This window comes from Pseudalkalibacillus sp. A8 (assembly GCF_045920555.1).
In the GTDB taxonomy this organism is placed as follows: Bacteria; Bacillota; Bacilli; order Bacillales; family Fictibacillaceae; genus Pseudalkalibacillus.
Window position 1 is genome coordinate 2,568,504 of sequence record NZ_CP174509.1, and the last position, 23,211, is coordinate 2,591,714.

Annotated in this window: 23 protein-coding genes and 1 pseudogene; 20 read left to right on the forward strand and 4 right to left on the reverse strand. The window is 36.2% G+C overall.

All coding sequences use genetic code 11. The annotated features are described in order from the left end of the window. The first annotated feature begins 129 nt into the window (after window positions 1-129). The 13 genes and pseudogenes from ACJROX_RS13345 to ACJROX_RS13405 all read left to right on the forward strand — a co-directional run bounded on the left by ACJROX_RS13345 (window position 130) and on the right by ACJROX_RS13405 (window position 10,721). Window positions 130-1,011, forward strand: coding sequence for a carbohydrate ABC transporter permease (locus tag ACJROX_RS13345; protein ID WP_408011206.1), 882 nt, complete (start codon window positions 130-132; stop codon window positions 1,009-1,011). Further along, complete coding sequence (locus ACJROX_RS13350) at window positions 1,004-1,852, forward strand: carbohydrate ABC transporter permease (protein ID WP_408011653.1); 849 nt, start codon at window positions 1,004-1,006, stop codon at window positions 1,850-1,852. The genes ACJROX_RS13345 and ACJROX_RS13350 overlap by 8 nt, the downstream gene beginning before the upstream one ends. A 34-nt stretch (window positions 1,853-1,886) precedes the next feature. Further along, window positions 1,887-2,945: a zinc-dependent alcohol dehydrogenase gene (locus tag ACJROX_RS13355; protein WP_408011207.1), complete on the forward strand. Its 1,059-nt coding sequence runs from the start codon at window positions 1,887-1,889 to the stop codon at window positions 2,943-2,945. Window positions 2,946-3,012: 67 nt separating this feature from the next. After that, window positions 3,013-3,810, forward strand: coding sequence for a sugar phosphate isomerase/epimerase family protein (locus tag ACJROX_RS13360; RefSeq protein WP_408011208.1), 798 nt, complete (start codon window positions 3,013-3,015; stop codon window positions 3,808-3,810). Between the two features lie 14 nt (window positions 3,811-3,824). Next, window positions 3,825-4,862 carry a Gfo/Idh/MocA family protein gene (locus ACJROX_RS13365; RefSeq protein ID WP_408011209.1) on the forward strand — a complete coding sequence of 346 codons (1,038 nt, stop codon included), beginning with the start codon at window positions 3,825-3,827 and terminating at the stop codon, window positions 4,860-4,862. Then, on the forward strand, window positions 4,859-7,105 hold the full coding sequence (locus ACJROX_RS13370; RefSeq protein ID WP_408011210.1) for a glycoside hydrolase family 65 protein: 2,247 nt from the start codon (window positions 4,859-4,861) through the stop codon (window positions 7,103-7,105). Before ACJROX_RS13365 ends, ACJROX_RS13370 begins: the two co-directional genes overlap by 4 nt. A 31-nt stretch (window positions 7,106-7,136) precedes the next feature. Continuing rightward, the gene (gene pgmB / locus ACJROX_RS13375) at window positions 7,137-7,814 is read left to right on the forward strand and encodes a beta-phosphoglucomutase (RefSeq protein ID WP_408011211.1); all 678 of its coding nucleotides are present in this window, start codon (window positions 7,137-7,139) and stop codon (window positions 7,812-7,814) included. A 413-nt stretch (window positions 7,815-8,227) separates the two neighbouring features. Next, window positions 8,228-8,671, forward strand: a complete 444-nt coding sequence (locus ACJROX_RS13380; protein ID WP_408011654.1) for a JAB domain-containing protein — start codon at window positions 8,228-8,230, stop codon at window positions 8,669-8,671. A 355-nt stretch (window positions 8,672-9,026) separates the two neighbouring features. Next, window positions 9,027-9,470 carry a GreA/GreB family elongation factor gene (locus ACJROX_RS13385; RefSeq protein WP_408011212.1) on the forward strand — a complete coding sequence of 148 codons (444 nt, stop codon included), beginning with the start codon at window positions 9,027-9,029 and terminating at the stop codon, window positions 9,468-9,470. An 83-nt stretch (window positions 9,471-9,553) separates the two neighbouring features. After that, window positions 9,554-9,868, forward strand: a pseudogene (locus tag ACJROX_RS13390) (JAB domain-containing protein); the annotation flags it as partial. 67 nt (window positions 9,869-9,935) lie between these two features. Next, window positions 9,936-10,328: a transposase gene (locus tag ACJROX_RS13395; RefSeq protein WP_408011213.1), complete on the forward strand. Its 393-nt coding sequence runs from the start codon at window positions 9,936-9,938 to the stop codon at window positions 10,326-10,328. Between the two features lie 34 nt (window positions 10,329-10,362). Further along, window positions 10,363-10,530 carry a hypothetical protein gene (locus ACJROX_RS13400; RefSeq protein WP_408011214.1) on the forward strand — a complete coding sequence of 56 codons (168 nt, stop codon included), beginning with the start codon at window positions 10,363-10,365 and terminating at the stop codon, window positions 10,528-10,530. 20 nt (window positions 10,531-10,550) lie between these two features. Next, window positions 10,551-10,721, forward strand: coding sequence for a hypothetical protein (locus ACJROX_RS13405; RefSeq protein WP_408011215.1), 171 nt, complete (start codon window positions 10,551-10,553; stop codon window positions 10,719-10,721). A 51-nt stretch (window positions 10,722-10,772) separates the two neighbouring features. Here the strand turns inward: ACJROX_RS13405 and ACJROX_RS13410 are convergent, their stop codons facing one another. The 4 genes from ACJROX_RS13410 to ACJROX_RS13425 are packed head-to-tail and all read right to left on the reverse strand — an operon-like array spanning window position 10,773 to window position 16,136. Beyond that, window positions 10,773-12,659, reverse strand: a complete 1,887-nt coding sequence (locus ACJROX_RS13410) for a TRAP transporter permease (RefSeq protein ID WP_408011216.1) — start codon at window positions 12,657-12,659, stop codon at window positions 10,773-10,775. Window positions 12,660-12,694: 35 nt separating this feature from the next. Continuing rightward, the gene (locus ACJROX_RS13415) at window positions 12,695-13,681 is read right to left on the reverse strand and encodes a TAXI family TRAP transporter solute-binding subunit (protein ID WP_408011217.1); all 987 of its coding nucleotides are present in this window, start codon (window positions 13,679-13,681) and stop codon (window positions 12,695-12,697) included. A 15-nt stretch (window positions 13,682-13,696) separates the two neighbouring features. Beyond that, window positions 13,697-14,593 (reverse strand): NAD(P)-dependent oxidoreductase, encoded by an 897-nt coding sequence (locus tag ACJROX_RS13420; protein ID WP_408011218.1) that lies wholly within the window; start codon window positions 14,591-14,593, stop codon window positions 13,697-13,699. A gap of 16 nt (window positions 14,594-14,609) precedes the next feature. After that, window positions 14,610-16,136: an aldehyde dehydrogenase gene (locus tag ACJROX_RS13425; RefSeq protein WP_408011655.1), complete on the reverse strand. Its 1,527-nt coding sequence runs from the start codon at window positions 16,134-16,136 to the stop codon at window positions 14,610-14,612. 94 nt (window positions 16,137-16,230) lie between these two features. Between ACJROX_RS13425 and ACJROX_RS13430 the strand changes: the two genes are divergently transcribed. From ACJROX_RS13430 to ACJROX_RS13460, 7 genes are all read left to right on the forward strand, one after another. Next, window positions 16,231-17,100 (forward strand): LysR family transcriptional regulator, encoded by an 870-nt coding sequence (locus ACJROX_RS13430; protein WP_408011219.1) that lies wholly within the window; start codon window positions 16,231-16,233, stop codon window positions 17,098-17,100. A gap of 161 nt (window positions 17,101-17,261) precedes the next feature. Further along, window positions 17,262-18,764, forward strand: a complete 1,503-nt coding sequence (gene tcuA / locus ACJROX_RS13435) for an FAD-dependent tricarballylate dehydrogenase TcuA (protein WP_408011220.1) — start codon at window positions 17,262-17,264, stop codon at window positions 18,762-18,764. Between the two features lie 450 nt (window positions 18,765-19,214). After that, window positions 19,215-19,658, forward strand: coding sequence for a JAB domain-containing protein (locus ACJROX_RS13440; protein WP_408011221.1), 444 nt, complete (start codon window positions 19,215-19,217; stop codon window positions 19,656-19,658). Window positions 19,659-19,886: 228 nt separating this feature from the next. Further along, on the forward strand, window positions 19,887-20,249 hold the full coding sequence (locus ACJROX_RS13445; RefSeq protein WP_408011222.1) for a cupin domain-containing protein: 363 nt from the start codon (window positions 19,887-19,889) through the stop codon (window positions 20,247-20,249). Between the two features lie 33 nt (window positions 20,250-20,282). Beyond that, on the forward strand, window positions 20,283-21,320 hold the full coding sequence (gene dctP / locus ACJROX_RS13450) for a TRAP transporter substrate-binding protein DctP (RefSeq protein ID WP_408011223.1): 1,038 nt from the start codon (window positions 20,283-20,285) through the stop codon (window positions 21,318-21,320). Between the two features lie 63 nt (window positions 21,321-21,383). Further along, window positions 21,384-21,908, forward strand: a complete 525-nt coding sequence (locus tag ACJROX_RS13455; protein WP_408011224.1) for a TRAP transporter small permease — start codon at window positions 21,384-21,386, stop codon at window positions 21,906-21,908. Continuing rightward, the gene (locus ACJROX_RS13460; protein WP_408011225.1) at window positions 21,905-23,197 is read left to right on the forward strand and encodes a TRAP transporter large permease; all 1,293 of its coding nucleotides are present in this window, start codon (window positions 21,905-21,907) and stop codon (window positions 23,195-23,197) included. The genes ACJROX_RS13455 and ACJROX_RS13460 overlap by 4 nt, the downstream gene beginning before the upstream one ends. Window positions 23,198-23,211: the final 14 nt, after the last annotated feature.

Below are 23,211 nucleotides of genomic sequence, written 5' to 3' on the forward strand. Positions count from 1 at the left end.
ATAAAGTGAAGGGTATTGCCTTTTGGCAATCCCTTCAGCTTTTTAATCACCTACTAAAGAAGACTAATTAAAGTGAGTCGACTTAAGTAAGAAAAGAATGAAGTTCCATAGATTGGTCAGGGGGGTATCATGAAAACGAAGCCTAGAAAAAAAACAGACCTGAAACTTGCGTTGATATTACTTTTCCCGAGTATATTCTTGTTGTTGTTACTGGTCGCCTATCCTATGTTATCAAATATTCAAATAAGTTTTTTTCAACAACCCGTTAACCCGCGGCTTCCTTCGACATTTGTAGGTCTGGAAAACTATATAAGTATTTTGAAAGACCCGGAGTTCTTCAAAGCATTAGGAATTACAGTATTGTACACGATTCTAACAGTATTTGGAAGTACTGCTCTAGGGCTTGCGGTCGCAATCTTCTTTAATAGGCAGTTTAAATTCAGAAAAATGTCCCGATCCTTAATCATCTTATCTTATGTAACTCCATCTATTTCTTTGGTTTTTGCCTGGAGATACATGTTTAATAATGGGTACGGAATTGTGAACGTTTTAGGAGTGGATGTCCTCCATTTATTTGACCAGGCACCACTATGGTTTGATAGACCAGTCAGCAGCTTTTTTCTTGTTGTTTTATATGCGATCTGGCGATATTTCCCATACGCTTTCATTTCCTTTCTCGCGATTTTACAAACGATAGACAAAACTTTGTATGAAGCAGCTGAGATGGATGGTGCTTCGAATTGGGATAAATTCAAAATCGTTACTCTACCAGCGATTATGCCAGTATTAATAACGGTCATCACTTTGAGGGCTATTTGGATGTTCTACATGTTTGAGGATGTCTATCTATTGACAAACAAAGTTAACATTCTAGGTATTTATCTATATGAAACAGCTTTTGCGTTCAATGATCTTGGCAAGGCAGCATCTATTTCAGTTGTACTCTTCATTGTTCTGTTTACCGTTATTATGGTAACGAGAAAGAGGGTGAATTTTAATGGCAATGGCTAGTAGTAAAAAAGATAAGGCAATCAAAAAAATAGGGTTTTATAGTGGGTTATTCGTACTGTTGGGAGTTTCACTCTTTCCGTTTTTCATTATGTTGATGACATCATTTAAAAGCACTTCTGAAGCAATCTCTACGAGCCCGACACTCTTTCCGAAAGAGTGGACGTTTCAGCATTATGCCGATATCTTTAATCCAGTAATCTTTCCTTTTTTGTCCTACTTTACTAATAGTTTAATGGTGTCTTTAACTGCAGCTGGATTATCAGTAGCAATTGCGATCTTCGGTGCCTACGCCCTTTCAAAACTAAGATTTATGGGAAGAACAACAATTAATGCTAGTTTCTTCACGGTTTATATGTTTTCTGGTATTTTGCTCGTCGTACCGTTATTTAAAATCATATCTGGCCTTGGTTTATATGATACAAGAACAGCACTTATCATCACGATGATTGTACAGACTTTACCAACAGCCATCTATATGTTGAAAAGTTATTTTGACACTATTCCTGATGACCTGGAAAATGCCGCAATGATCGATGGTTTGAATCGTGTACAAATTATATTTTACATCATCATCCCATTATCCATTTCTGGGATCATCTCTGTCTTTGTGTACGCTTTCATGATAGCTTGGAACGATTATTTGTTTGCGTCAATATTCCTATCAGATACAGGGAATTTCACTTTGCCGATCGGCTTGTATGCATTATTTAGTACTCCAGATTATGTTTGGGGACGAATGATGGCGGCTTCATTAGTGACAGCATTACCTGTAGTTATTTTGTATGGTATTTCGGAACGTTTTATTAAAGGCGATTTGACCCAAGGCGGGGTCAAAGGATAAGCCTACCCTCATTTGAAAGGAAGTTGTATTAAATATGAAAAAATTAGTAGCTGTTAAGCCAAGGGTGGCAGCATTTATAGAATATGAAGATCATACTGTGAAACCACATGAAGTCAAAATTAAGGTTGAATTTGCTTCACCTAAACATGGAACCGAAGTCATCGACTTCCGTGGACATACCCCCTTTATGGATGAACATTTTTCTGAAGAGTGGCGGATGTTTATACCAAGGGAAGAGAATTCAGAAAAAGGAATTGTTTTTGGTGAATTTCAACTCGGAAACATGGTTGTAGGAAAAATCATCGAAATCGGACAAGATGTTACGGAATTCAAGATCGGAGAATCGGTATGTACGTATGGTCCTATAAGAGAAACCGTAATCGTCAATGGAGTCGATAATCCTCGATTACGGAGAATGCCCGAAGGAGCTAAATGGCAAAATGCAGTTTGTTATGACCCAGCACAATTTGCAATGAGTGGTGTGCGAGATGCACATGTCCGTGCCGGGGATTTTGTTGTGGTAGCGGGATTGGGGGCCATTGGTCAAATCGCAATCCAGCTTGCTAAAAAAGCAGGTGCCAGTAATGTAATCGGTGTTGATCCACTTGTTCATCGTCGGGAAATCGCACTAAAAAACGGTGCAGATGTTTGTCTGGACCCTGTAACGGAAGATGTCGGTTATGAAGTGAAAAAGCTCACCAACAAGATTGGAGCAGACTCCATTATTGAAACAAGTGGGAATTCAGCATCACTTCAATCTGCATTAAAAGGCATTGCTTATGGTGGGGTTATTTCATACGTTGCTTTCGGAAAGCCGTTTCCAGAGGGACTAAACTTTGGACGTGAGGCACACTTTAACAATGCAAAAATTGTATTTTCACGTGCCGCAAGTGAACCTAATCCGGATTACCCACGCTGGAATCGTAAGCGGATAGAGGATACTTGCTGGGAACTATTAATGAATGGTTATCTTAATTGTGAAGATATCATTGAACCAATTGTAACCTTTACAGACAGTGCTAAAGCCTATATGAAGTACGTTGATCAGCATCCTGAATTAAGTATAAAGATGGGAATTGAATTCAAGAAGTAAAATAGTCATCATCCATTAAAGAAAGTACTGTTTTCCAGTAGGAATACTTTTGCAGGAGGTTTGCTTAATGAAATTAGGTACACAGAATCAAAGTTTCTTCCCAACAGATATTAAAGAAAAGTTTCATTATATAAAAAAGATTGGATTTGAAGGCTTCGAGATCGATGGCCGCTTATTGGTTGAAAATTTAGATGAAGTTAAGGAAGCGATTGCTGAAACAGGTATACCTGTAACGACTGCATGCGGTGGTTACAATGGTTGGATTGGAGACTTTATTGAAGAACGGAGACTTAATGGATTAGCTGAAATTAAAAAAATCTTGGAAGCCTTACAGGTTGTTGGCGGAAAAGGAATTGTAGTACCGGCAGCCTGGGGAATGTTTACTCATCGTTTGCCGCCGATGGAATCTCCTCGAAGTGTTACAGGCGATAGGCAGTCGATTACAGCATCTCTTGTTTATCTAAACGGAGTTGCAGAAGAAACAGGTACTACCATATTTTTAGAGCCATTAAATCGTTATCAAGATCATATGATCAATACCTTGAGCGATGCTAGGACTTATATAGAAGAAAATAAACTGGATAATGTAAAAATCATTGCGGACTTTTATCATATGAACATTGAAGAGGATGATATTTCTGAAGCATTACATTATCATCGAGATGTTATTGAACATGTTCATATTGCAGATAATCATCGTTATCAGCCTGGTACTGGTTCAATTGATTTTGAAAAGCATTTTAAACAGTTAGAAGTAGATGGCTATGAGGGATTCCTAACGATTGAATGTCGTATCAGAGGGGATAACCCAGAAGATGAGTACTTAAAATCATTACAGTTTCTTAAAAACTTGTTATCCATCTAGAGAGGAGCTATAACGTGGTTAAAAAGAAAGTTGCTGTTATTGGAGGAGGAAACGTTGCAGAGAAAGTTCACGTTCCTTATTACCGCACAAGAGAAGAACTTGAGTTAGTAGCGGTTGTGAGTCCTAATACCGAGCGAGCGAAAAGTTTTGCTGAGCGTACCAACATTCCTCGTTTTTATTCAGATGCAAAGGAAATGTACGAAACAGAAAAGCCTGATATTGTCAGCGTATGTACGCCCAACCGCTTTCATTATGAACATGTGATTTACGCGTTGGAACATGGATGTGACGTATTGTGTGAAAAACCACCAGCAACTTCTGCTAAACAAGCAAAAGAAATGAAAGAGACTGCTGAGAAAAATCATTGCCTATTGGCTTATAATTTACATCATCGCTTTGCAGAAGATGTTCAAATTATTAAGGAAAAAGCATCAGACGGCCTTTTAGGGGATATTTACGTAACTAAAGTACAAGCTTTACGTCGATGTGGCATACCAGGATGGGGTCACTTTATTAATAAGGATATGCAGGGAGGCGGCCCACTTATCGATATCGGTATTCATATGCTAGATGCGGCATTATATGTATTAGAGTATCCAAAGGTCCAAATAGTAACAGCAAAAATGTATCAAAAAATTGGTTCGAAAAAGAATGAGGGAACTCTTGGTAACTGGGATCCTTCACAGTTTAAAGTAGAGGATTCCCTTTTTGGTTTTATTGAATTAGAGGGAGGGCGGCTACTTCAGCTTGAAACATCATTTGCCTTGAATATTAAAGAAACTTCTTTAATGAATGTAGAATTTTACGGGGATCAAGCAGGAGCTACTTTGTTCCCAGCTCACATTTATACAGATCAAAAAGGAGAGTTTTATTCGATTTTAGAAAAGGAATCAGCCGATTCAGACCGTAGCCAAAAAAGCTTAGCAGCATTTGTAGACAAGTGTTTAGGAAAAGACGTAATGGTCGCAGATGGTACCCAGGGATACCTTATCCAACAAATAATCGAAGCTCTCTATCAATCAGCAGAAAAGGGTGAAAGTGTGACCTTATGATAAATCAGCAGGTTATAAATGATGAAAAATTTGATTTGCGTTATTTAAATAAATTTGCCACCTTAATGACTCTAGGAAACGGTTATTTGGGTCTTCGTGGTACGTATGAAGAAGATTATCCAGGCCAAACCCGTGGTATGTACATTGCAGGAATCTACAATAAAATGACTCCAAACGAATCTTCGGATTTAGTGAATTTACCGGATCTGGTTGGTATACGTATCGAAATAGATGGATCTATTTTCTCGTTACAAAATGAGGGAATCCTATCTTATAAAAGGGAATTAGCTCTATCAAACGGTGAAATCAACCGTGAGATTCTATGGAGAAGTCCTACGGGTAATCATTTCCATCTTTCTTTTAAACGTTTTGTCTCTAAAGATGATCTACATACGTTTGCATCAAAGGTGACGATCAAAAGTCTAGAGAAAACAGCTAACGTGAAAATAGTGACAGGAATAGATGCCCAACAAACCAACTTTGGTAGACAGCATCTTATTGAGGATAAGATTCGTGTCCATAACGAACAAGTAATGCAGGGGGTTTATCGAACAACGGAATCTGGACATACCGTTGCGATCGCAACTTCTTGTGTTTCCTCCATCGAGAACGAAAAGACATTTACAGCAAAGAATAGGCAGCTTTTATCAACGATGAATTGCCAAATTCCCATGGAGGAACCATTAGTAATTGAGAAGATTGCGACCATCTATACTTCCCTTGACCAAGGAAAAGAGGCTGGTAGTCCTGAAAAGGTTTCTTTGTCTGCAATTCATCGTAATATAGCACAAGGATATGATGCATTACTTTCCCATTCTACCATAGAGTGGGAGAAGTTTTGGGAAAAAAAACGAGTAAAAATCACCTCGTCAAATAAATTCGATCAGTTAGCGCTTGACTTTGCGTTATATCATATTGAAATCATGACACCTTCACATGACGAACGTTTTAGTGTTGGCGCAAAGGGGTTGACCGGGGAGGGCTACAAAGGACACGTATTCTGGGATGCAGAGATGTTCATCGCACCTCACCATATGCTCACTGAACCTAGCACCGCTAGGAAACTATTAAGGTATCGTTATCTCAGATTGAAACAAGCAAAAGAGAAGGCTTCGAAAAATGGATTTAATGGTGCACTTTTTCCGTGGGAAAGTGCTTTTAGCGGAAAGGAAGAAACGCCAGAATTTGCAGCGATTAACATTAGGACTGGAGATCGGCAAAAAGTAGCTTCAGCAATAGCCGAACATCATATCGTCGCAGATATAGCATTTGCGGTAGTCCAATATTATCAATCTACAAATGATGATACTTTTATGAAAAAGGAAGGCCTTGCCTTACTAAAGGAAACCAGTCGTTTTTGGATTAGCCGTACAACAGAGAAAGATGGCAGACTTACACTAAAGGATGTAATCGGTCCGGATGAATATACAGAACATATTGATAACAATGCCTATACAAACTATATGGCATATCACAATGTAGAGAAAGCACTTTACTTTATGGGTAAGTATGGTGACCTGGATGTAGTACTGGTGAACCAATACAAGGATTTTCTAAACCGGTTATACTTGCCTAAGCCCAATGAAAAAGGCCTTATCCCACAGGATGACACGTTTTTAAGGAATCCTGAAATTAATCTATCTCCCTATAAAAAAAATCAAGGGAGCCAAAGTATTTTATTAGATTTTTCTAGAAAAGAAGTCAATGAAATGCAAATATTAAAGCAGGCAGATGTCGTGATGCTGTTATATCTTTTTCCAAACTTATTTCCGAGTGAAGTGGTTTTAAAAAATCTACATTATTATGAGGACCATACGATTCACGATTCTTCATTGAGTAAAGCGATTCATGCAATTGTTGCATCTCGAACGAACCAGGATGAAACAGCCTATCGATTTTTCCAGGAAGCGTGTTTAATTGACTTGGGGCCTAATCCCCATTCTTCTGATGAAGGTATTCATGCTGCTTCGCTTGGTGCACTTTGGTTGGCAGTAGTTTTTGGATTCGCAAATCTTTCTATAGAAAATGGTGTGAAAATTAATCCTAAACTACCTAAGAAATGGAACGAACTGGTTATTCCATTACACTATCGTGGACGAAGATTAAAAATAAAACTAACCCATCAAGATACTGAAGTTACAATGGAATCGGGAAACCCATTAAAAATTGAAATTAACGGTAAAGTGTTTTTGCTAACCGATAAAATCGTAATGAAGAAAAAAGATGAGAACAGCTTGAGCTAACTTAGCTGTTTCCATAGAAAGGATTTTTGCCATGGAAAGGAATACAATTGAAGCCGTAATTTTTGACCTTGATGGAGTCATTACGGATACGGCCCATTATCATTTTTTAGCATGGAAACAACTTGCGGATGAGCTTGATATTTCAATCGATGCGGAGTTTAATGAGCTGTTAAAAGGTGTCAGCCGCATTGAGTCTCTTGAGCTTATTTTACGGAAGGATAATCGGGAGAACGAATTTACTCCTTCTGAAAAGGAAAAAATGGCCGAAAGAAAGAACATCCTTTATCGAGAATTGTTGAGGGATTTATCATCTAAGGATGTATTACCAGGGATATCCGATTTGATTTCCAAAATCAAATTAGAAGGACTTCCGATAGGGATTGCTTCTGTTTCAAAAAATGCACAAACCGTATTAAAAGCACTAGAATTGGAAGAAACTTTTGATTATGTTGTAAATGCTTCCAACATAAAGAGATCCAAGCCTGACCCGGAAATCTTTTTGACAGCTTGTGAAAATTTGGGTGCAAATCCTAAAAAATCAATAGGAATTGAGGATGCAGCAGCAGGGATTGGAGCTATTCTTGCAAGTGGCATGTTCGCAGTAGGAGTAGGAGAAACCCTTCATCGAGCTCATTTTAAGGTTTCAACCACAGATGAACTTCAATGGGAATTGATTAAAGCAGCTTACAGGAATTCATTTGAGAGTTAAATTTAAGTGAGATATAGTTTGTGAGAAAGAGTTCAGTGTAATGGTACTGTTGTCCTAAGACAGATTAAACCAAAACCTTTAAAGAAAAATTAATTTGATATTTTTCCATAAAGTAAACTCCGACTGTTTTAATAAACTTAACGGGTTCTTTATCCTTCCTTTGTCCACCTCATTATAATTATTTGCTCATCACTCGGTAAAGGATCTGCGTGGTCGAACGGCCACAACCAAAACCAAATCGGCTAAGCCAGCGTAACTATGGCAAAAAAATGAACAACAACGCTGGCTAAGTTATTGGGTTTTGCATATGTCCGTTACCTCCCACTTGATGCTTCTGCATACTTTCGTATCCTTCTACACTCGTTTTCGCAAAAATTCCTTTCTTTTCAAACAAAGAAAGGAGCTGTTTCATGATGGAAACAATTTATGAAATTCAACGGATCAGACATGTGATTTCAGAGGTGGAAGGAGGGGAACTGTATATCATCCGTTCTCCAGAGGATGCTGCAAAAGTAGCTGCTGGCTTTATCGGGGAAGATGATCGCGAAGTGTTCTTTGTCATGTGCCTCAATACAAAAAAAAGGGTTGTTGCAGTCCACCGGTGTCATGTAGGTTCAATCAATGCAAGTATCGTTCATCCAAGAGAAGTATTCAAAAGTGCAATCCTTAATAACAGTGTAGCAATCATACTATGTCACCAGCATACTTCTCAAGATACGAACCCGTCCAGAGAAGATATTGAAGTAACAAAAAGACTTGTAGAAGCTGGACATATGATGGGGATTGAGGTTCTGGATCATCTGATAGTTAATGCGAATGCTGCATATACCAGTTTAAATGAAAAAGGATATGTTTAAGATTCAAGGAGGGAGTTGATCTCCTTCCTTTTCTTAAATGTTTCTTTTATATGGCCATCAAATCCCATAAAAGAGGAAACGAGAGGTTCTATGTTAATTATGGGCTTGTACCAATATGAAAAAGAGCTAGACCGAATTGCACGAGCGATGGCAAGTGGTGAAAAAGAAGTGGAAGCACAAAAAACGCTCATTTAATTAATCCCACGTTTCCTTTTTACGTGGTATACTTGAATTTGAGGTTCCAGAGGTTTCAGAGTCTGTGGGATCTCAATTTTTTATATTTAAGGAGGGTGCAAAATGAAATTTAAAATGAAATTATGCAAGGTGTATAGTCCAGAGAAGGGAGTTACTTTCCATGAGCCATGATTTTCTTCAATCATTGAAAAAAAGTTTAATAGAACAATTAACTTATATCGATGAAAATCGTCAGGAGCTTTTAGACTTATATTTAACAACAATAGATCATAAAAACAAGGATTTTCAATTCTTTGAAAGATATGCATCAGCATTAAAGGAATATTTGTTGACAATCGACAACACAGCTTCCTCCACACTGACCAAAGTTTTTATTGGGAGCCAGGTATCTGTATTGTATGAGGATGATAATGAGGTTGATCATTATACCATTTGTTTTCCGGGGGAAACAGATCCTGATAAGGGTTACATTTCATTTCATTCTCCTGTCGGGAGCCAACTATTATACCGTTGTTTAGGAGAGAAAATGGTATTAATAACTCCAAATGGAGAAACAAGTGTAGTGATTAAAGATATAAATTATTTTAATGGATACCACTTCTAATCGTTAGAACGAACTTTGTTGCTTGGTGAAAATGATGAGTTAAACAAAGGGATGATTCTACAGCTGCTGTGTTTATTGGGTAAGATGATCGCGAAGTGTTCTTTGTCATGTGTCTTAATACAAAAAATCGTGTTGTTGCGGTGCATCGTTGTCATGTCGGTTCAATCAATGCAAGTATCGTTCATCCCAGAGAAGTATTCAAAAGTGCAATTCTGAATAACAGCGCAGCCATCATTCTATGTCACCAACATCCTTCTCAAGATACAAACCCGTCCAGAGAAGATCTTGAAGTAACAAAATTAACTTGTAGAAGCTGGACGGATGATGGGGATTGAGGTTATCTCGTCGTCAATGCTAAAGCTGAATATACCAGCTTGAAAGAAAAAGGATATGTATGAATAACTTGGGGCTGTCCAGAAAGTCAGTGAAAACTGACCTTCTGGCAGCCCTTTTCTCGCTTTTTTTATGTGCAATCTTTCGATTACTACTGAAAATTATAACACGGAAATTACTCCATCTCCAGAGGAAAAGAAGGAAGAATTCAATCCGAAACGAACATTCCCACCTACTTTTAAGCCCTACAATAATCAACAAATCCAAATGATTTTTGATCTTCAAGAATTCATTCCCGAACATCATGTCGCTCGTGTCATCGACGAAATGGTCGAAGCCATCCCTGATGAGAATTTATTTTCGTACTACCCAGGCGGTGGTCGGAGCTCTTTTCACCCTAAAATGATACTTAAAGTAATTCTTTATGGTTATTCTCAGAAAGTGTATTCCTGTCGCGGGATAGAAAAACTCATCCATGAAAGCATCCCAGCGATGTGGCTAGCTGCGATGCAATCCCCCGATTGATTTCCGTACCCTTAATGAATTTCGCGGTGTTCGCATGAAAGCATTAATGGATGAACTGTTTGAAGCAATGATCCAAAAGTTGATAGAAGAAAACTACATCACCTTTGAAAACTACTTTTTGGATGGCACGAGATTGAAGCCAATGCCAATAAGTACTCTTTCGTATGGAAAAAATCCACTACAAAATTTGAAGAGAAATTAAAACAGAAAATCCAAGAAACCTTGCGTCACATTGAAGAAATGACACAGATGGAAGCCGATACGAAGGCAGATCACATCCTTGAAAACCCGGAAGGGGTTCCTGAGAAACTTGAGGAACCAAGTAGAACGAAAAACGCTACTTGGTCTTGTTTTATTTTAGGGGCTTATCAGACAACCCCTTTAATTCAATAAATACTTTTGGTAGCAAGTCATCTTATAACCTATTTTAAAATGTTGGACCTATCAATTGGATTGTTGAACGGTTGATTTAATTGATACTGTATCTTCTTGTTTGTATTGCCAAAAGAATACGATAATTAATAGTGTTAAACCAACTCCTTTAATTAACATAACAGGTATGAATAATGCTATGCTTGAAATGAATAAAAGTATTCTTTGTATGTTATTTAAATGTTTTACTAAATGACTTTCAAAAGATGATGTCAATGCTATAAATCCTGTTAAAGTAGATACAATAGTAATTACAATTTCGATTATAGAGCCATTTAACAAAAGTGGGTTATAAACGAATACAAATGGGAGTACTAAAATACCTATCGCATATTTTAACGATATCCATCCGGTTTTAATTGGATCTCCTTTGGCTATTGCAGATCCGGCATATGCAGCCAAACAAACTGGTGGTGTAACATTAGATAATTGAGTAAACCAAATGATGGACAAATGTGCAATCAGTAAATCTACTCCTAAATCTACTAAAGCAGGTGCAGCCATTACACTCATTACAATATAAGCTGCTACTACAGGCAACCCCATTCCGATAATAATACAAGAAATCGCTACCAATACGAGAGCTAAAAATAATTGTCCATTAGATATATTTATGATAAGTGATGAAAATTGCATTCCTAACCCCGTTAAAGAGAAGATACCAATTATAATTCCAGCACAGGCTGTAGCTGCAGCAATAATTAATGATGCTTTAGCCCCCTCGATAAGGGATTTGAAGATTGTTTCCATTTTCAGTCTTGTTCCTTTACGCAAAGAACAAACAATGATTACAGAAATAATACCCCATATTGCTGCGTTTACAGGCGTACGTCCTTCTATTAATAACCACACCAAGACACCTAAAGGAATAACCAGGTGCCATCCTTCTTTTAGTGTCTCTACAAGGTTTGGCAAACTTTCTGCTTTCTCTCCCTCAATATTGTTTTTTATGGCACTGAAATGTACCATTAAGAGTACACTCAAGAAGTAAATAATAGCTGGTATGATACTAACCAAAATGATATGGGCGAAAGGAATACCTGTGAATTCTGCCATTATTAATGCTGAGGCTCCCATTAATGGTGGCGTTATCTGTCCGCCAACAGAAGCTGCCGTTTCAATAGCTCCAGCATTATTAGGTTTATATCCTACTTTCTTCATTAAAGGAATAGTTAAAGAACCTGTTGTCACAACATTAGCTATAGCAGAACCAGATACAGATCCCATAAGACCACTTGCTACTACAGCTGATTTCGCAGGACCTCCTCTTGTTTTACCTGTTGTAGCAAAAGCAATATCCATATAAAACTTTCCAGCTTTTGTATTTTCTAAAAATGCCCCAAATAAAATGAAGAGGAATACAAAAGTTGCTGAAGTAGATAAAGCTACCCCAAATATCCCCTCTGTTGTTAGAAATAATTGATCGATAATCATTGGTAAACCATATCCTCTATGGCTTGCAATTCCCGGAAGATTTTGGCCATATAAGGCATATAAAATGAATGTGGTCGCGATAATTAACATTGGTACTCCCATAGTTCTTCTCGTAATCTCTAGAATTACAACTAATGCTAAACTACCAAAAATTAAATCATTTGTTGTAACAACGTCAGCTAATGGCCAGCGTTCAATTATTCTTGAATAATCATATATAATCCATAAAAAAGGACTACTGGCTAATATTGTTATTAACCAGTTTGTAATTATATATTTATTTGTTGGCTCTCTATTTTTGGTAATTGGGTACACTAAGAATATCAATATTATCGCAAATAATAAGTGAGTGTTTCGTTGTAACATCCCTTCGAGACTTCCCAAAATGGCAGTATATATATGAAAAGACGACATAGAAATCGCTACTATTATTATTAAATAATGATTAATATTTTTTAACTTCATTTTTGATTCACCTCTTTAGTAGGAGAAGTTTCAATTTATTCCATTACACCAATCTCTTCATAGTATTTTTGAGCTCCCGGATGTAAATCAATTCCAGTATCTTTCCATGCTGTCTCGATATCAAAGTTTTTGAATACTTGGTGTACAGTTGTTAAATATTCAGTCTCTTCATCTAATAATTTTGTGAAATGATAGATTACATCTTCTGATACATCCTCGTGAGCAAAAATTGTCATTGGCATTGTAACCGTCTTCACATCTTCATTTTGTCCTTCATAGGTACCGGCAGGTATCGTAGCTTCGACTAAACCATATTTTTCATTTAAGCTTTGAAGTACTTTGTCACTAATAGATAAGAAATTAGAATCAACCGACATGGTTGCTTCAATAAAAGATGACTGTGGTGGTAATGTATGAGCTGAATATAGATTTACATGTCCGTCCCTCCACAAGGAAAGTCCGTCTGAAATAGAAACAAAGTTCATTTTTCCACCCCATGATTCAATATCATCGTAATTAAACCCATATTCTTCTATCACTTTTGTGGTAATCCATTCATCCCCGGTTCCTTTCTTATTCGGAGCCCAATTTACTCTAATTTGGTTTTCAGCAATGTCTTCAAAAGACGTAATTCCTGAACTTTCTGGAGTTATTACATGCCAAGCCATATCATAAACTTTTGCTACTGCCTTTAAACCATCTAATTTCTTGTTATATGGATCCGTACCTTCTTGAGCAGAAACCAGTGTTGAATTATAACTAAACCCAATATCGGCCTTACCTGTGGCTACAGATTTGGGGTTAGATGTTCCACCTCCTGGTACAGAAGAAAAGGTCATTCCATCAATATTCTCATTCATTAATTCTGCTAATGCTCCCCCAATCGGATACCAACTACCGCCTTGTGCGCCTGTTGTAATTGTTAAGTCCTGAGAACTTCCTTGTGATCCAGATGACTCTTCTGAAGATCCACATGCTGCCAATATTAAAATAAGCGATACAAAAAAGATTATTCTCTTCATAGAAATCTCTCCCTTTTACTTAAGAATCATTTTGTTGTTTTCTTCTGTATTTTTCATAAAATATTTAATAACTGATACAATATCTTCATCTCCAAAGCCTTCGTCAACGGCTTTTTGGTAGAACTGATGGAGTATTTCTAGTAATTCTGTATTTAATTGTTCATTCTTAGCCCACTCTAACGCTAACTTTAAATCTTTTAAGCCTAGATTATTAGAAAATAGTGGTGAATAATCTGCATTAATTACTTTTGGAAAGCGCTTAACAAAATGATGTGAAGTTCCACCAGTTTGTGATAATACGTTATACATTAGTTGAGGGTCCATGCCAACTCTTAAACCTAGGGAAAAGGAAGATGAAGCTACCAGAACATTTCCTAAAGTCATGATATTATTCATTAATTTCATTGCTTTTGCTTCCCCAATTTTCTCTCCAATATAATGGACACTTTTCCCAAGGCATTCGAAAATGTGGAACTTATCTTTATACACTATTTCATCCGAAGATATAATAAAGCTTAATTCACCTTTTTTAACCTCATTAGGACCACCACTAATTGGCGCATCAATCACCTTGACATCGTATGAGTTACAAATAGCTTTTAATTTTTCCATTGTTAGTGGAAGGATGGTACTAATTTCAATAATGGTAATATTACTGGCTTCTTTAAAATTAATATTATTTATCGTTTGGAGAACAGATTCATCATGTGGGAGGCTCATAATAAGGGTTGAGACATGTTTCAATAATTCTTGTGGATTTTCAACAGTTTTTGCTCCTAGTTCCTTCATTGCTATTCTTTTATCTTCGATTAAATCATAGGCGTATACATTGTAATTTAGTTCTATTAATCTTCTTGTGACAGATCCACCAATCTGTCCAAGGCCGATGACACCTATATTTAAATCTGTCATCAAATCACTCCAATTTTTAATTCTGTATACTAAATGGGTCCCGTTGGTCATCCGATAAGTTAACCATTACATTCTTTACTTGTGTGTATTCATAAAGAGCTTCTACACCTCTTTCCTTTCCATAACCACTTGATTTGAATCCACCGAATGGAGCTTGTGCTGCAGTTGTTCTATATGTATTAACCCATATAGTTCCAGCTTGGATTCTATTTGCAACTCGATGAGCTTTTTTTACATTTTCTGTCCATATCCCTGCAGCTAGACCAAACTTAGTTTGATTCGCTTTTTGAACAGCATCGTTCTCGTCCTTAAAAGGAATAACACATAATACTGGTCCAAATATTTCATTTTGAGCAATTGTACTTTCATTATCTACTGGTGCAAGAATCGTAGGGGGGATAAAATATCCTTTCTTTAATTGGCCTAATTGATCTTCGAAATCTTTATAACCTAGAACAACTTTACCTCCATACTCTTTGATTAAATTTTGGATTATCTTAAATTGCTTTTCGTTTGCTACTGGCCCCATTTCTGTTTCTTTTTCTAATGGATTACCTAATTTTATATTGCTTGCCTTAGCTACTAATTGATCTAGAAATGATTCATAAATGGACTCTTGAACAAGAAGTCTTGATCCAGCAATGCATGTTTGTCCACTTGCTCCGAAAATTCCTGCCATAGCCCCTGCTAAAGCAGCGTTTAAGTTGGCATCTTCAAATATAATATTTGGCGATTTCCCCCCCAATTCCAATGTATTTTTAATTAAATTTGCACCGGAATTTTTAGCTATAATTTTTCCGGTTTCCGTACCACCTGTAAAACTTACTTTTTGAATTCTGTCTGTCTGAGTTAATTCATTACCCACTCTGTAATCACCGGTTACAACATTGACCACCCCTGATGGAAAACCTGCCTCATCAATTATTTTGGCTAATTCTAATGTGGTGACACTCGCCTGTTCAGAGGGCTTTATAACAACAGTGTTACCAGTAGCTAATGCCGGTGCTAATTTATTGGTCAATATAGAAATAGGAGAATTCCAAGATGTGATTAATGCTACTACACCAAGTGGTTCACGTTTCGTATAATTGAATAAATCATTATTATCCAACGGAATTGTTTTTCCATATATTTTGTCTGTATATCCGGCAAAAAATCGATAATTTCTAACTGCAAACTTCATTTGGGTTAACGTTTCTCTGATCACCTTTCCATTATCAAGCGATTCTAAGGTAGCTAACCTCTCTGAATTCTCTTCTAATAAATTTGCGAAGGTATTCAATAATTTTGCTCTTTCTTTTCCATTTACATTTCTCCATAATTCAAAAGCTTTGTCTGCAGCTTCTATTGCATCTTGTACATCTTCTGCTGATGCTTGTGTTATCTTTGCCCATTCTTTCTGGTTAAAAGGGTTTACAGAGGGAAAATATTCCTCTTTCTTCCCTTTTCTCCACTCTCCATTAATAAATAAATTATATGTGTCGATTATTATTACCCCCTTGAATACGTATACATTTCCAAATATATTGAATATTTTTGCTATTAAATAAAACCTATTATAAAATTTTTAATAGTGCAAATACATAATATCTATTAATCTTCATAAAAAAATTTTATGACTTTTTTAGGAGGCATTTATGAATTATAAAGATTTATATATGTTAAAAGTTTTAGCAAAAGAGAAAAATATCACAAAAACTGCTGAAAAACTATTTGTATCACAACCCTCGCTCACTTATAAAATTAAAATATTAGAAGAAGAATTAGATACCAAGATCTTATTAAGATCAAAAAAAGGGGTTAAGTTTACAGCTGAAGGTAGCTATCTTATTAAATATGCAGAGAAAGTTCTTTATGACTATCAAAAGCTAAAAGATCACTTACAAAATTTCAATAAATTTGAAGAAGGGATCATACGGCTTGGAGTTTCTCAAAATCTAGCTAGATATGAATTGCCAGATATTTTACAACAATTTTTAGATGTGTATAGTAAAGTTCAATTTAATGTAGTGACCTCATGGAGTCAATCAATTTTAAAAATGATTAAAAAGGATGAAATAGCTATTGCAATAATAAGAGGTAATATTATTTGGAAACATGAGAAGCATTTATTAAATAAAGAACCTATTTGTGTCATTCATAAAGAAGAATTAGATATCAATAATTTACCTAATTTACCACGAATAAACTTTAAGACTGATCCAGGATTACAACAAACAATTGATAACTGGTGGAAAGAAAATTTTGATGAACCTCCTTTTGTCACAATGGACATTGATAATGTGGAGACATGTATAGAATTGGTTGAGAAAGGGTTAGGTTACGCAATTATTCCAAGTATTGGGCTTAAAAAGCACAGAAACATCAAGCAATTTTCACTTCATAATGTAGATGGTCAACCTATTTTAAGAGAAACATGGCTACTATACAGAAAAGAAGATTTAGAATATCCAATCATTAATAAATTTATTGATTTCTTAAAAAATAACTATACTTCTATAGAATGAATCAAATTTTCTATCAAGATTGGTAAAAAGACTTAATAAAAATAAATTATTCATAAAAAATATTTATTGAACTATATAAAAATCAAGTATTTCAATTATATCTATTTGTGTTTTAATCTCAAATTATGAACTATTCAGAAAATGAAAGAGGAGATTAATTCATGGAAAAGTATGATGTAGTAGTAGTGGGAGCAGGAAATGCAGCATTAAGTGCAGCAATATCTGCAAGAGAAATTGGAAGTAAAGTACTTGTGTTAGAAAAAGGGCCAAAGAGTAAAAGAGGTGGTAACTCATTCTTTACTGATGGTGCAATTCGTTTTGCATACGGGGATATTAATGGTATTCAAACAGTTATCCCTGAATTAACAGAAAGAAAAATAAAAACAATTTCAATGCCAATTTACGAAAATCAAGATTTTTATAATGATATTATGCGCGTAACGAAAAATCAAAGTAATCCAGACCTAGTAAACCACTTAGTTAATAATTCTTTTGAAACTATATTGTGGATGAAAGAACAAGGAGTGGAATTTGAATTAAACGAAAATCAATGTTTTGAACGAAATGGAGTATTGAAGTTTTGGGGTGGCTTACCAATCAGAACGAAAAGAAAAGGGATTGGATTAATTGAAGCTTTATTAAAAAAGGCTGAAGAACAAAGTATAGACTTTAAATATGAGGCAAGGGCAGTAGAATTAGAAAAGTCATCTGATGGAATTAGTGGTATTTATTATAAAGATGTGAATAAAAAAAGGTATTTCATTGAAACTTCCTCCGTTGTACTAGCATGTGGTAGTTTTGAAGCAAGCAAAGAAGATCGTATTAAGTTTCTAGGAAAAGAATGGGCTAATGCAATTGTCAGAGGGACAGAATTTAATACAGGGGATGGAATTCGAATGGCAGTTGCTGTTGGAGCACAAAAAGCAGGTCATTATAGTGGATGTCATGCTCATACTACAGACTATAATGCTCCAAAAGTAGGTGATTTCTCGAAACCAGGAGATATCTACAAAAAATCTTCATATCCGTTAGGTCTTATTATCAATAATAAAGGAGAAAGATTTGTTGATGAGGGAGCAGATTTTAGAAACTACACGTATGCTAAATATGGTAAAGAGACATTAAAACAACCGGAGCAAAAGGCTTTCCAAATTTATGATTCTCAGGTGATATCCATGTTACGAAAAGAATATGAGTTAGATGAAGCTACCAAAATTTCTGCAAAAACTTTAGAAGAATTAGCTGACAAAATGGGAATAAATCCCTCCCGTTTTAAAGAAATGATCGACGAATATAATGCGAGCGTACAGGATGGGGATTATAATCCAAGTATTAAAGATGGAAAATCAACTAAAAATATTACTCCACCAAAATCAAACTGGGCATTAAAATTTGAAAAAGCTCCTTTCTATGCTTTCCCAGTTACTTGTGGTATTACTTTTTCATTTGGGGGAGTTGCTACCAATACAAATGGGGAAGTACTTGATTCCAATGGAGAAGCAATATCTGGACTTTATGCTGTTGGTGAGATGGTAGGTGGTTTATTCTATCATAACTATCCTGGTGGATCTGGGCTTATGTCAGGCTCTGTTTTCGGAAGAACAGCTGGTACTTCTGCAGCCAAATATACGCAAAATAAATCAGTAAATTTTATGAAATATTAAAGGGTGGGCCAATTTATTTGAAGGATAAATAGATCTTGCAAAATTTATATAAATTGAGGTTTTGAAGTGTAGTTGTTGGATCTTGTTAAAAGTGCATTATTGATCTACGTCTATTTAGGCGTCAGTGAGCTGTATAGTATCATTTTAATCTTATTTAATTATCAAAAATAAGTTAATTCCAATATTTTATCCTTCCTTTGTTCTCCTCATTATAATTATTTACTCATCACTCGGTAAAGGATCTGCGTGGTCGAACGGCCACATCCAAAACCAAGTTAGCTAAGCCAGCGTACCTGAGATGAGAAAATACCTGTAAACGCTGGCTAAGTCATTGGGTTTTGTACTGTCCGTAATTTCCCACTTGATGCTTACGCATACTTTCATATCCTTCTACACTCGTTTTCGCAAAAATTCCTTTCTTTTCAAACAAAGAAAGGAGCTGTTCTCAAGATGGAAACAATTTATGAAATTCAACGGATCAGACAGGTGATTTCAGAGGTAGAAGGAGGGCAAACACACATTATACTTTCTCCAGAAGATGGTGCAAGAGTGGCTGCTGGGTTTATCGGGGAGGATGATCGCGAAGTGTTCTTTGTCATGTGTCTCAATACCAAAAACCGGGTTGTTGCAGTACATCGTTGTCATGTAGGATCAATTAATGCAAGCATTGTCCATCCTAGAGAAGTATTTAAAAGTGCAATCCTGAATAACAGTGCAGCTATTATCCTTTGTCACCAGCACCCTTCTCAAGATACTAACCCGTCCAGAGAAGATATTGAAGTAACAAAAAGACTTGTAGAAGCTGGACGAATGATGGGGATTGAGGTTCTGGATCATCGCGTAGTCAATGCTAAAGCAGGGTATACCAGCTTGAAAGAAAAAGGATATGTATAAATAACTTGGAAGGAGCTAGCCTCCTTCCTTTTTATCTATTAAATCTTTATATAAAACTAGATTAAAATATTAAAACAAAAGATGTAGAAACAATACGAATTTTCAAAAAACATATTGTCAAAGCGTTTATAGTATGTTAAATTATTTTTAATAAATGGAATACCATTCCACAATGTGGGATGATCAAATGTATACTTAAATGTAAGCGCAAACAAAGGGGGTTAAAAAGTGGTTTATTGGAAAAATGTAAAGGACGTGGATGTGTATTCTCCCCCTGGGCATGAGGGGACGTATAATCGTCGTCTTGTAGGACCTAAAGAGGGTATCGAGAATATTGAAGTCATTTTGGGAGAAATGGAACCTGGTGGAGTAGCAGATCCTCATTTCCACGAAGAGATTGAACAAATCATGTACATATTGAGGGGAAAGGCCCAAGTGATTATTGAAGGAGAAGAGGCTGTATTAACAGTAGGGGATGTTATCTGGATACCAAAGAAGGCTATGCATGAAGTGAAAAATGGAGGGGATACAAACTTACAATTTGTGTTAATGTATTCTCCTCAAAAAGTAAATTCTTCTTTAGTAGATTGATATTTTATTAATATTAAATGGAGGGGGAATATCGTGAAAAGATCTTGGTTATTAATTGTATGTGTGTTATTGATGACTATTGTTACAGCCTGTGGGAATAATCCAACGTCAGGGACAAATGGAAGTGAAAAAGAAGTTATTAAGTTGAAAGTTGCAGATTCTTTCCCAACTTCAAATTACTTGTCTTCAGAAGGTATTGTGTTTTTTATGGATCGAGTGGAGGAGTTGACAGAAGGAAAAGTTGAATTTGAATATTATCCATCTGAACAAATTGGAAAGGCAAACAGTTATCTAGATTTAACTTTATCAAAAACAATTGACATTGGTTACACTTCGTATGCTACTGACCGTCTCCCATTGACAGAAGTTGCAACATTACCTGGTGCGTACAGTACCTCAAAAGAAGGATCTTCTATAATATGGAAGTTGATGAAAGGCTATCTTGCCGAAGAGGAATATTTAAAAAATGGTGTTCGTCCACTGTACGCAGTAGCTCTCCCTCAATATCAGTTTGTTACAACTAAGAAACCAGTTAAAAAGATTGAAGATTTTAAGGGTATGAAAGCACGTGTAACCGGTACTATGGAACTTGCTTTTGATGAACTTGGTGCATCACCTGTTTTCATGCCAGCGACAGAAGCCTATACTGCGATGGAACGTAATACAGTTGATGGGGTAACCTTCCCATTTACAAGCTTAGCTCCGTACCAGATTGATTCAATTGCAAAATATTCTACTAAAGGAGCTAATTTAGGAAGTTTTACAGTTGTGTACTCTATAAATGAAGATGTATATCAGTCACTCCCTGATGATGTAAAAAAATCATTTGCACAAGCTGGTGACGATACGGTTGAACATTTATCAAAATATCTTGATACCAAAAATAATGAATTAGCCAAGGAGTTTTCCGAAAACATTGAAATGTATGAGTTAAGTGAAGATGAATCTGCTAAATGGGATCAAGCCTTAGAACCTGTATGGGATCGATGGGCCGAGGATTTGGAAAATCGAGGCTTTAATGCAGATGAGACAATTAAAAAATATCAGGAAATAAGAGATAATCTAAATTAGGCTTATGTAGGGTAGCGGTCATTCTCATTGACCGCCTTTATTTTTCAAAGGATGGTGAAGGGGATGGATATCCTCGAACGAGGGTTTACAAAACTTGAAGTCTTTTTTTTAAGGCTATCTCAAGTAGCAGTCGTCGTCATGATGGTATTAACGTCTCTAGATGCACTTAGCCGCTATATTTTTAGTAAGTCTATTACCGGGGCTTATGAAGTGACTGAAATGTATCTGATGGTTATGCTCGTATTTCTTAGTATGAGCTATGTTCAAAAGGTGGATGGTCATATTCGTCTTGACATTATATTTGGAAGATTACCACGTAAAGTACAGAACCTTTTAAATATCTTTTTTTATTTGGTAGCTGCAGTATTGATGTATTTTATTAGTTATCAAGGTTATCATTTAACCTTAAATGCATGGCAAAACAACTTAATCGCATCAGGTCTCATCAACTTTCCGTTGTGGCTGTCTTATATTTGGGTACCGATTGGTTCCTTTTTAATAATGGTAAGACAAATTCTTTTAGCCATTATGATCCTGTTAGAGAAGGAACCTGAAGGTGAAACAACGGAAGAGGTGAAAAATAAATGACAATCATTTTTCCGTTGATTTGCCTTGTATTATTTCTTGCATTTGGGATGCCCATTGCATTTGCACTCGGGGTATCTGGTTCAATCGGCATACTAATGTTTAGTGGTTGGGATGCGTTTTTGGGAATCCTTCAGACTACACCCTATGACAGCGTTAAAAGTTTTTTGATGAGTGCGATTCCCATGTTTATTCTTATGGCTGCTTTTATGACCGTAAGTGGGATAATGAAGGACCTTTTCGAGACCGCTTACAAATGGCTAGGTAAATTACCTGGAGGGCTGGCTATTGCTACTGTTTTTGCCGGAGCGATGATGGGTGCAGTATCGGGGTCAAGCCAGGCATCAGCTGCAGCTATGGCAAAGGCAGTTACGCCAGAAATGAAAAAGTATAATTATAATACCGCTTTAACCATGGGAGTTATTAGTATTTCAGGAACGCTTGCTGTTATGATCCCTCCTAGTATCATTCTCATCCTTTACGGTATTTTGACAGAAACAGGAGTAGGTTCACTACTTATTGCAGGGATTATACCCGGTATTCTCACTGCTCTTGGTTACATCATAATCATTGTTTTCTGGGTCAAATTAAAGCCAGAAGTTGCACCTAAAATCCAGTTACAGTTAAGTATGAAAGAACGGTTTAAATCTTTAAAGAAAGTTTGGCCAATGCTTCTAATTATCATTGCGGTTATTGGAGGTATTTACAGTGGTATCGTAACAGCCACTGAAGCAGGTGCATTAGGTGCATTTATTACTTTTGTTGTGGTAATCCTTATGCGTCGAATGAATATAAAGAAATTCAGCATAGCTCTTAATGATACGATTCAATCGACAACAATGATTATGACGATCATTATCGGGGCCCATATTTTTAGCTATTTTTTGACCATGACTCAAATAACCCAAAACCTTGTCATGATGATAGAAGGGATGGAGATATCAAAGTATATAATTTTAACGTTCATTATCTTAATTTATCTAATCCTTGGTTTCTTTATGGATCAAATCGCCATACTTATTTTAACCTTGCCGTTAACTTTTCCTATTATAATATCCCTTGGCTTTAACCCGATCTGGTTTGGAATCCTTGTAACCAAAACAGTAGAAATAGGACTCGTGACACCACCAGTTGGGATGAATGTATTTGTTGCTACAGGTGCAGCTGGAGTTAAGACAACAGAAGGATTTAAAGGGGTAACGTGGTTTGTTTTAATGGATTTATTTATTCTTCTGCTATTAATTCTTATGCCGTTCCTAACATTATGGCTTCCTAGTTTAATGATAAAATAGATAGTCAGAAATAA

Bases quoted from the DNA above. Each gene is read 5' to 3' on its own strand.
- ACJROX_RS13345 (WP_408011206.1), top strand. From the start codon at position 130: ATGAAAACGAAGCCTAGAAAAAAAACAGACCTGAAACTTGCGTTGATA.
- ACJROX_RS13350 (WP_408011653.1), top strand. From the start codon at position 1,004: ATGGCTAGTAGTAAAAAAGATAAGGCAATCAAAAAAATAGGGTTTTAT.
- ACJROX_RS13355 (WP_408011207.1), top strand. From the start codon at position 1,887: ATGAAAAAATTAGTAGCTGTTAAGCCAAGGGTGGCAGCATTTATAGAA.
- ACJROX_RS13360 (WP_408011208.1), top strand. From the start codon at position 3,013: ATGAAATTAGGTACACAGAATCAAAGTTTCTTCCCAACAGATATTAAA.
- ACJROX_RS13370 (WP_408011210.1), top strand. From the start codon at position 4,859: ATGATAAATCAGCAGGTTATAAATGATGAAAAATTTGATTTGCGTTAT.
- pgmB (WP_408011211.1), top strand. From the start codon at position 7,137: ATGGAAAGGAATACAATTGAAGCCGTAATTTTTGACCTTGATGGAGTC.
- ACJROX_RS13380 (WP_408011654.1), top strand. From the start codon at position 8,228: ATGGAAACAATTTATGAAATTCAACGGATCAGACATGTGATTTCAGAG.
- ACJROX_RS13385 (WP_408011212.1), top strand. From the start codon at position 9,027: ATGAGCCATGATTTTCTTCAATCATTGAAAAAAAGTTTAATAGAACAA.
- ACJROX_RS13395 (WP_408011213.1), top strand. From the start codon at position 9,936: ATGTGCAATCTTTCGATTACTACTGAAAATTATAACACGGAAATTACT.
- ACJROX_RS13400 (WP_408011214.1), top strand. From the start codon at position 10,363: ATGAAAGCATTAATGGATGAACTGTTTGAAGCAATGATCCAAAAGTTG.
- ACJROX_RS13410 (WP_408011216.1), bottom strand. From the start codon at position 12,659: ATGAAGTTAAAAAATATTAATCATTATTTAATAATAATAGTAGCGATT.
- ACJROX_RS13415 (WP_408011217.1), bottom strand. From the start codon at position 13,681: ATGAAGAGAATAATCTTTTTTGTATCGCTTATTTTAATATTGGCAGCA.
- ACJROX_RS13420 (WP_408011218.1), bottom strand. From the start codon at position 14,593: ATGACAGATTTAAATATAGGTGTCATCGGCCTTGGACAGATTGGTGGA.
- ACJROX_RS13430 (WP_408011219.1), top strand. From the start codon at position 16,231: ATGAATTATAAAGATTTATATATGTTAAAAGTTTTAGCAAAAGAGAAA.
- tcuA (WP_408011220.1), top strand. From the start codon at position 17,262: ATGGAAAAGTATGATGTAGTAGTAGTGGGAGCAGGAAATGCAGCATTA.
- ACJROX_RS13440 (WP_408011221.1), top strand. From the start codon at position 19,215: ATGGAAACAATTTATGAAATTCAACGGATCAGACAGGTGATTTCAGAG.
- ACJROX_RS13455 (WP_408011224.1), top strand. From the start codon at position 21,384: ATGGATATCCTCGAACGAGGGTTTACAAAACTTGAAGTCTTTTTTTTA.
- ACJROX_RS13460 (WP_408011225.1), top strand. From the start codon at position 21,905: ATGACAATCATTTTTCCGTTGATTTGCCTTGTATTATTTCTTGCATTT.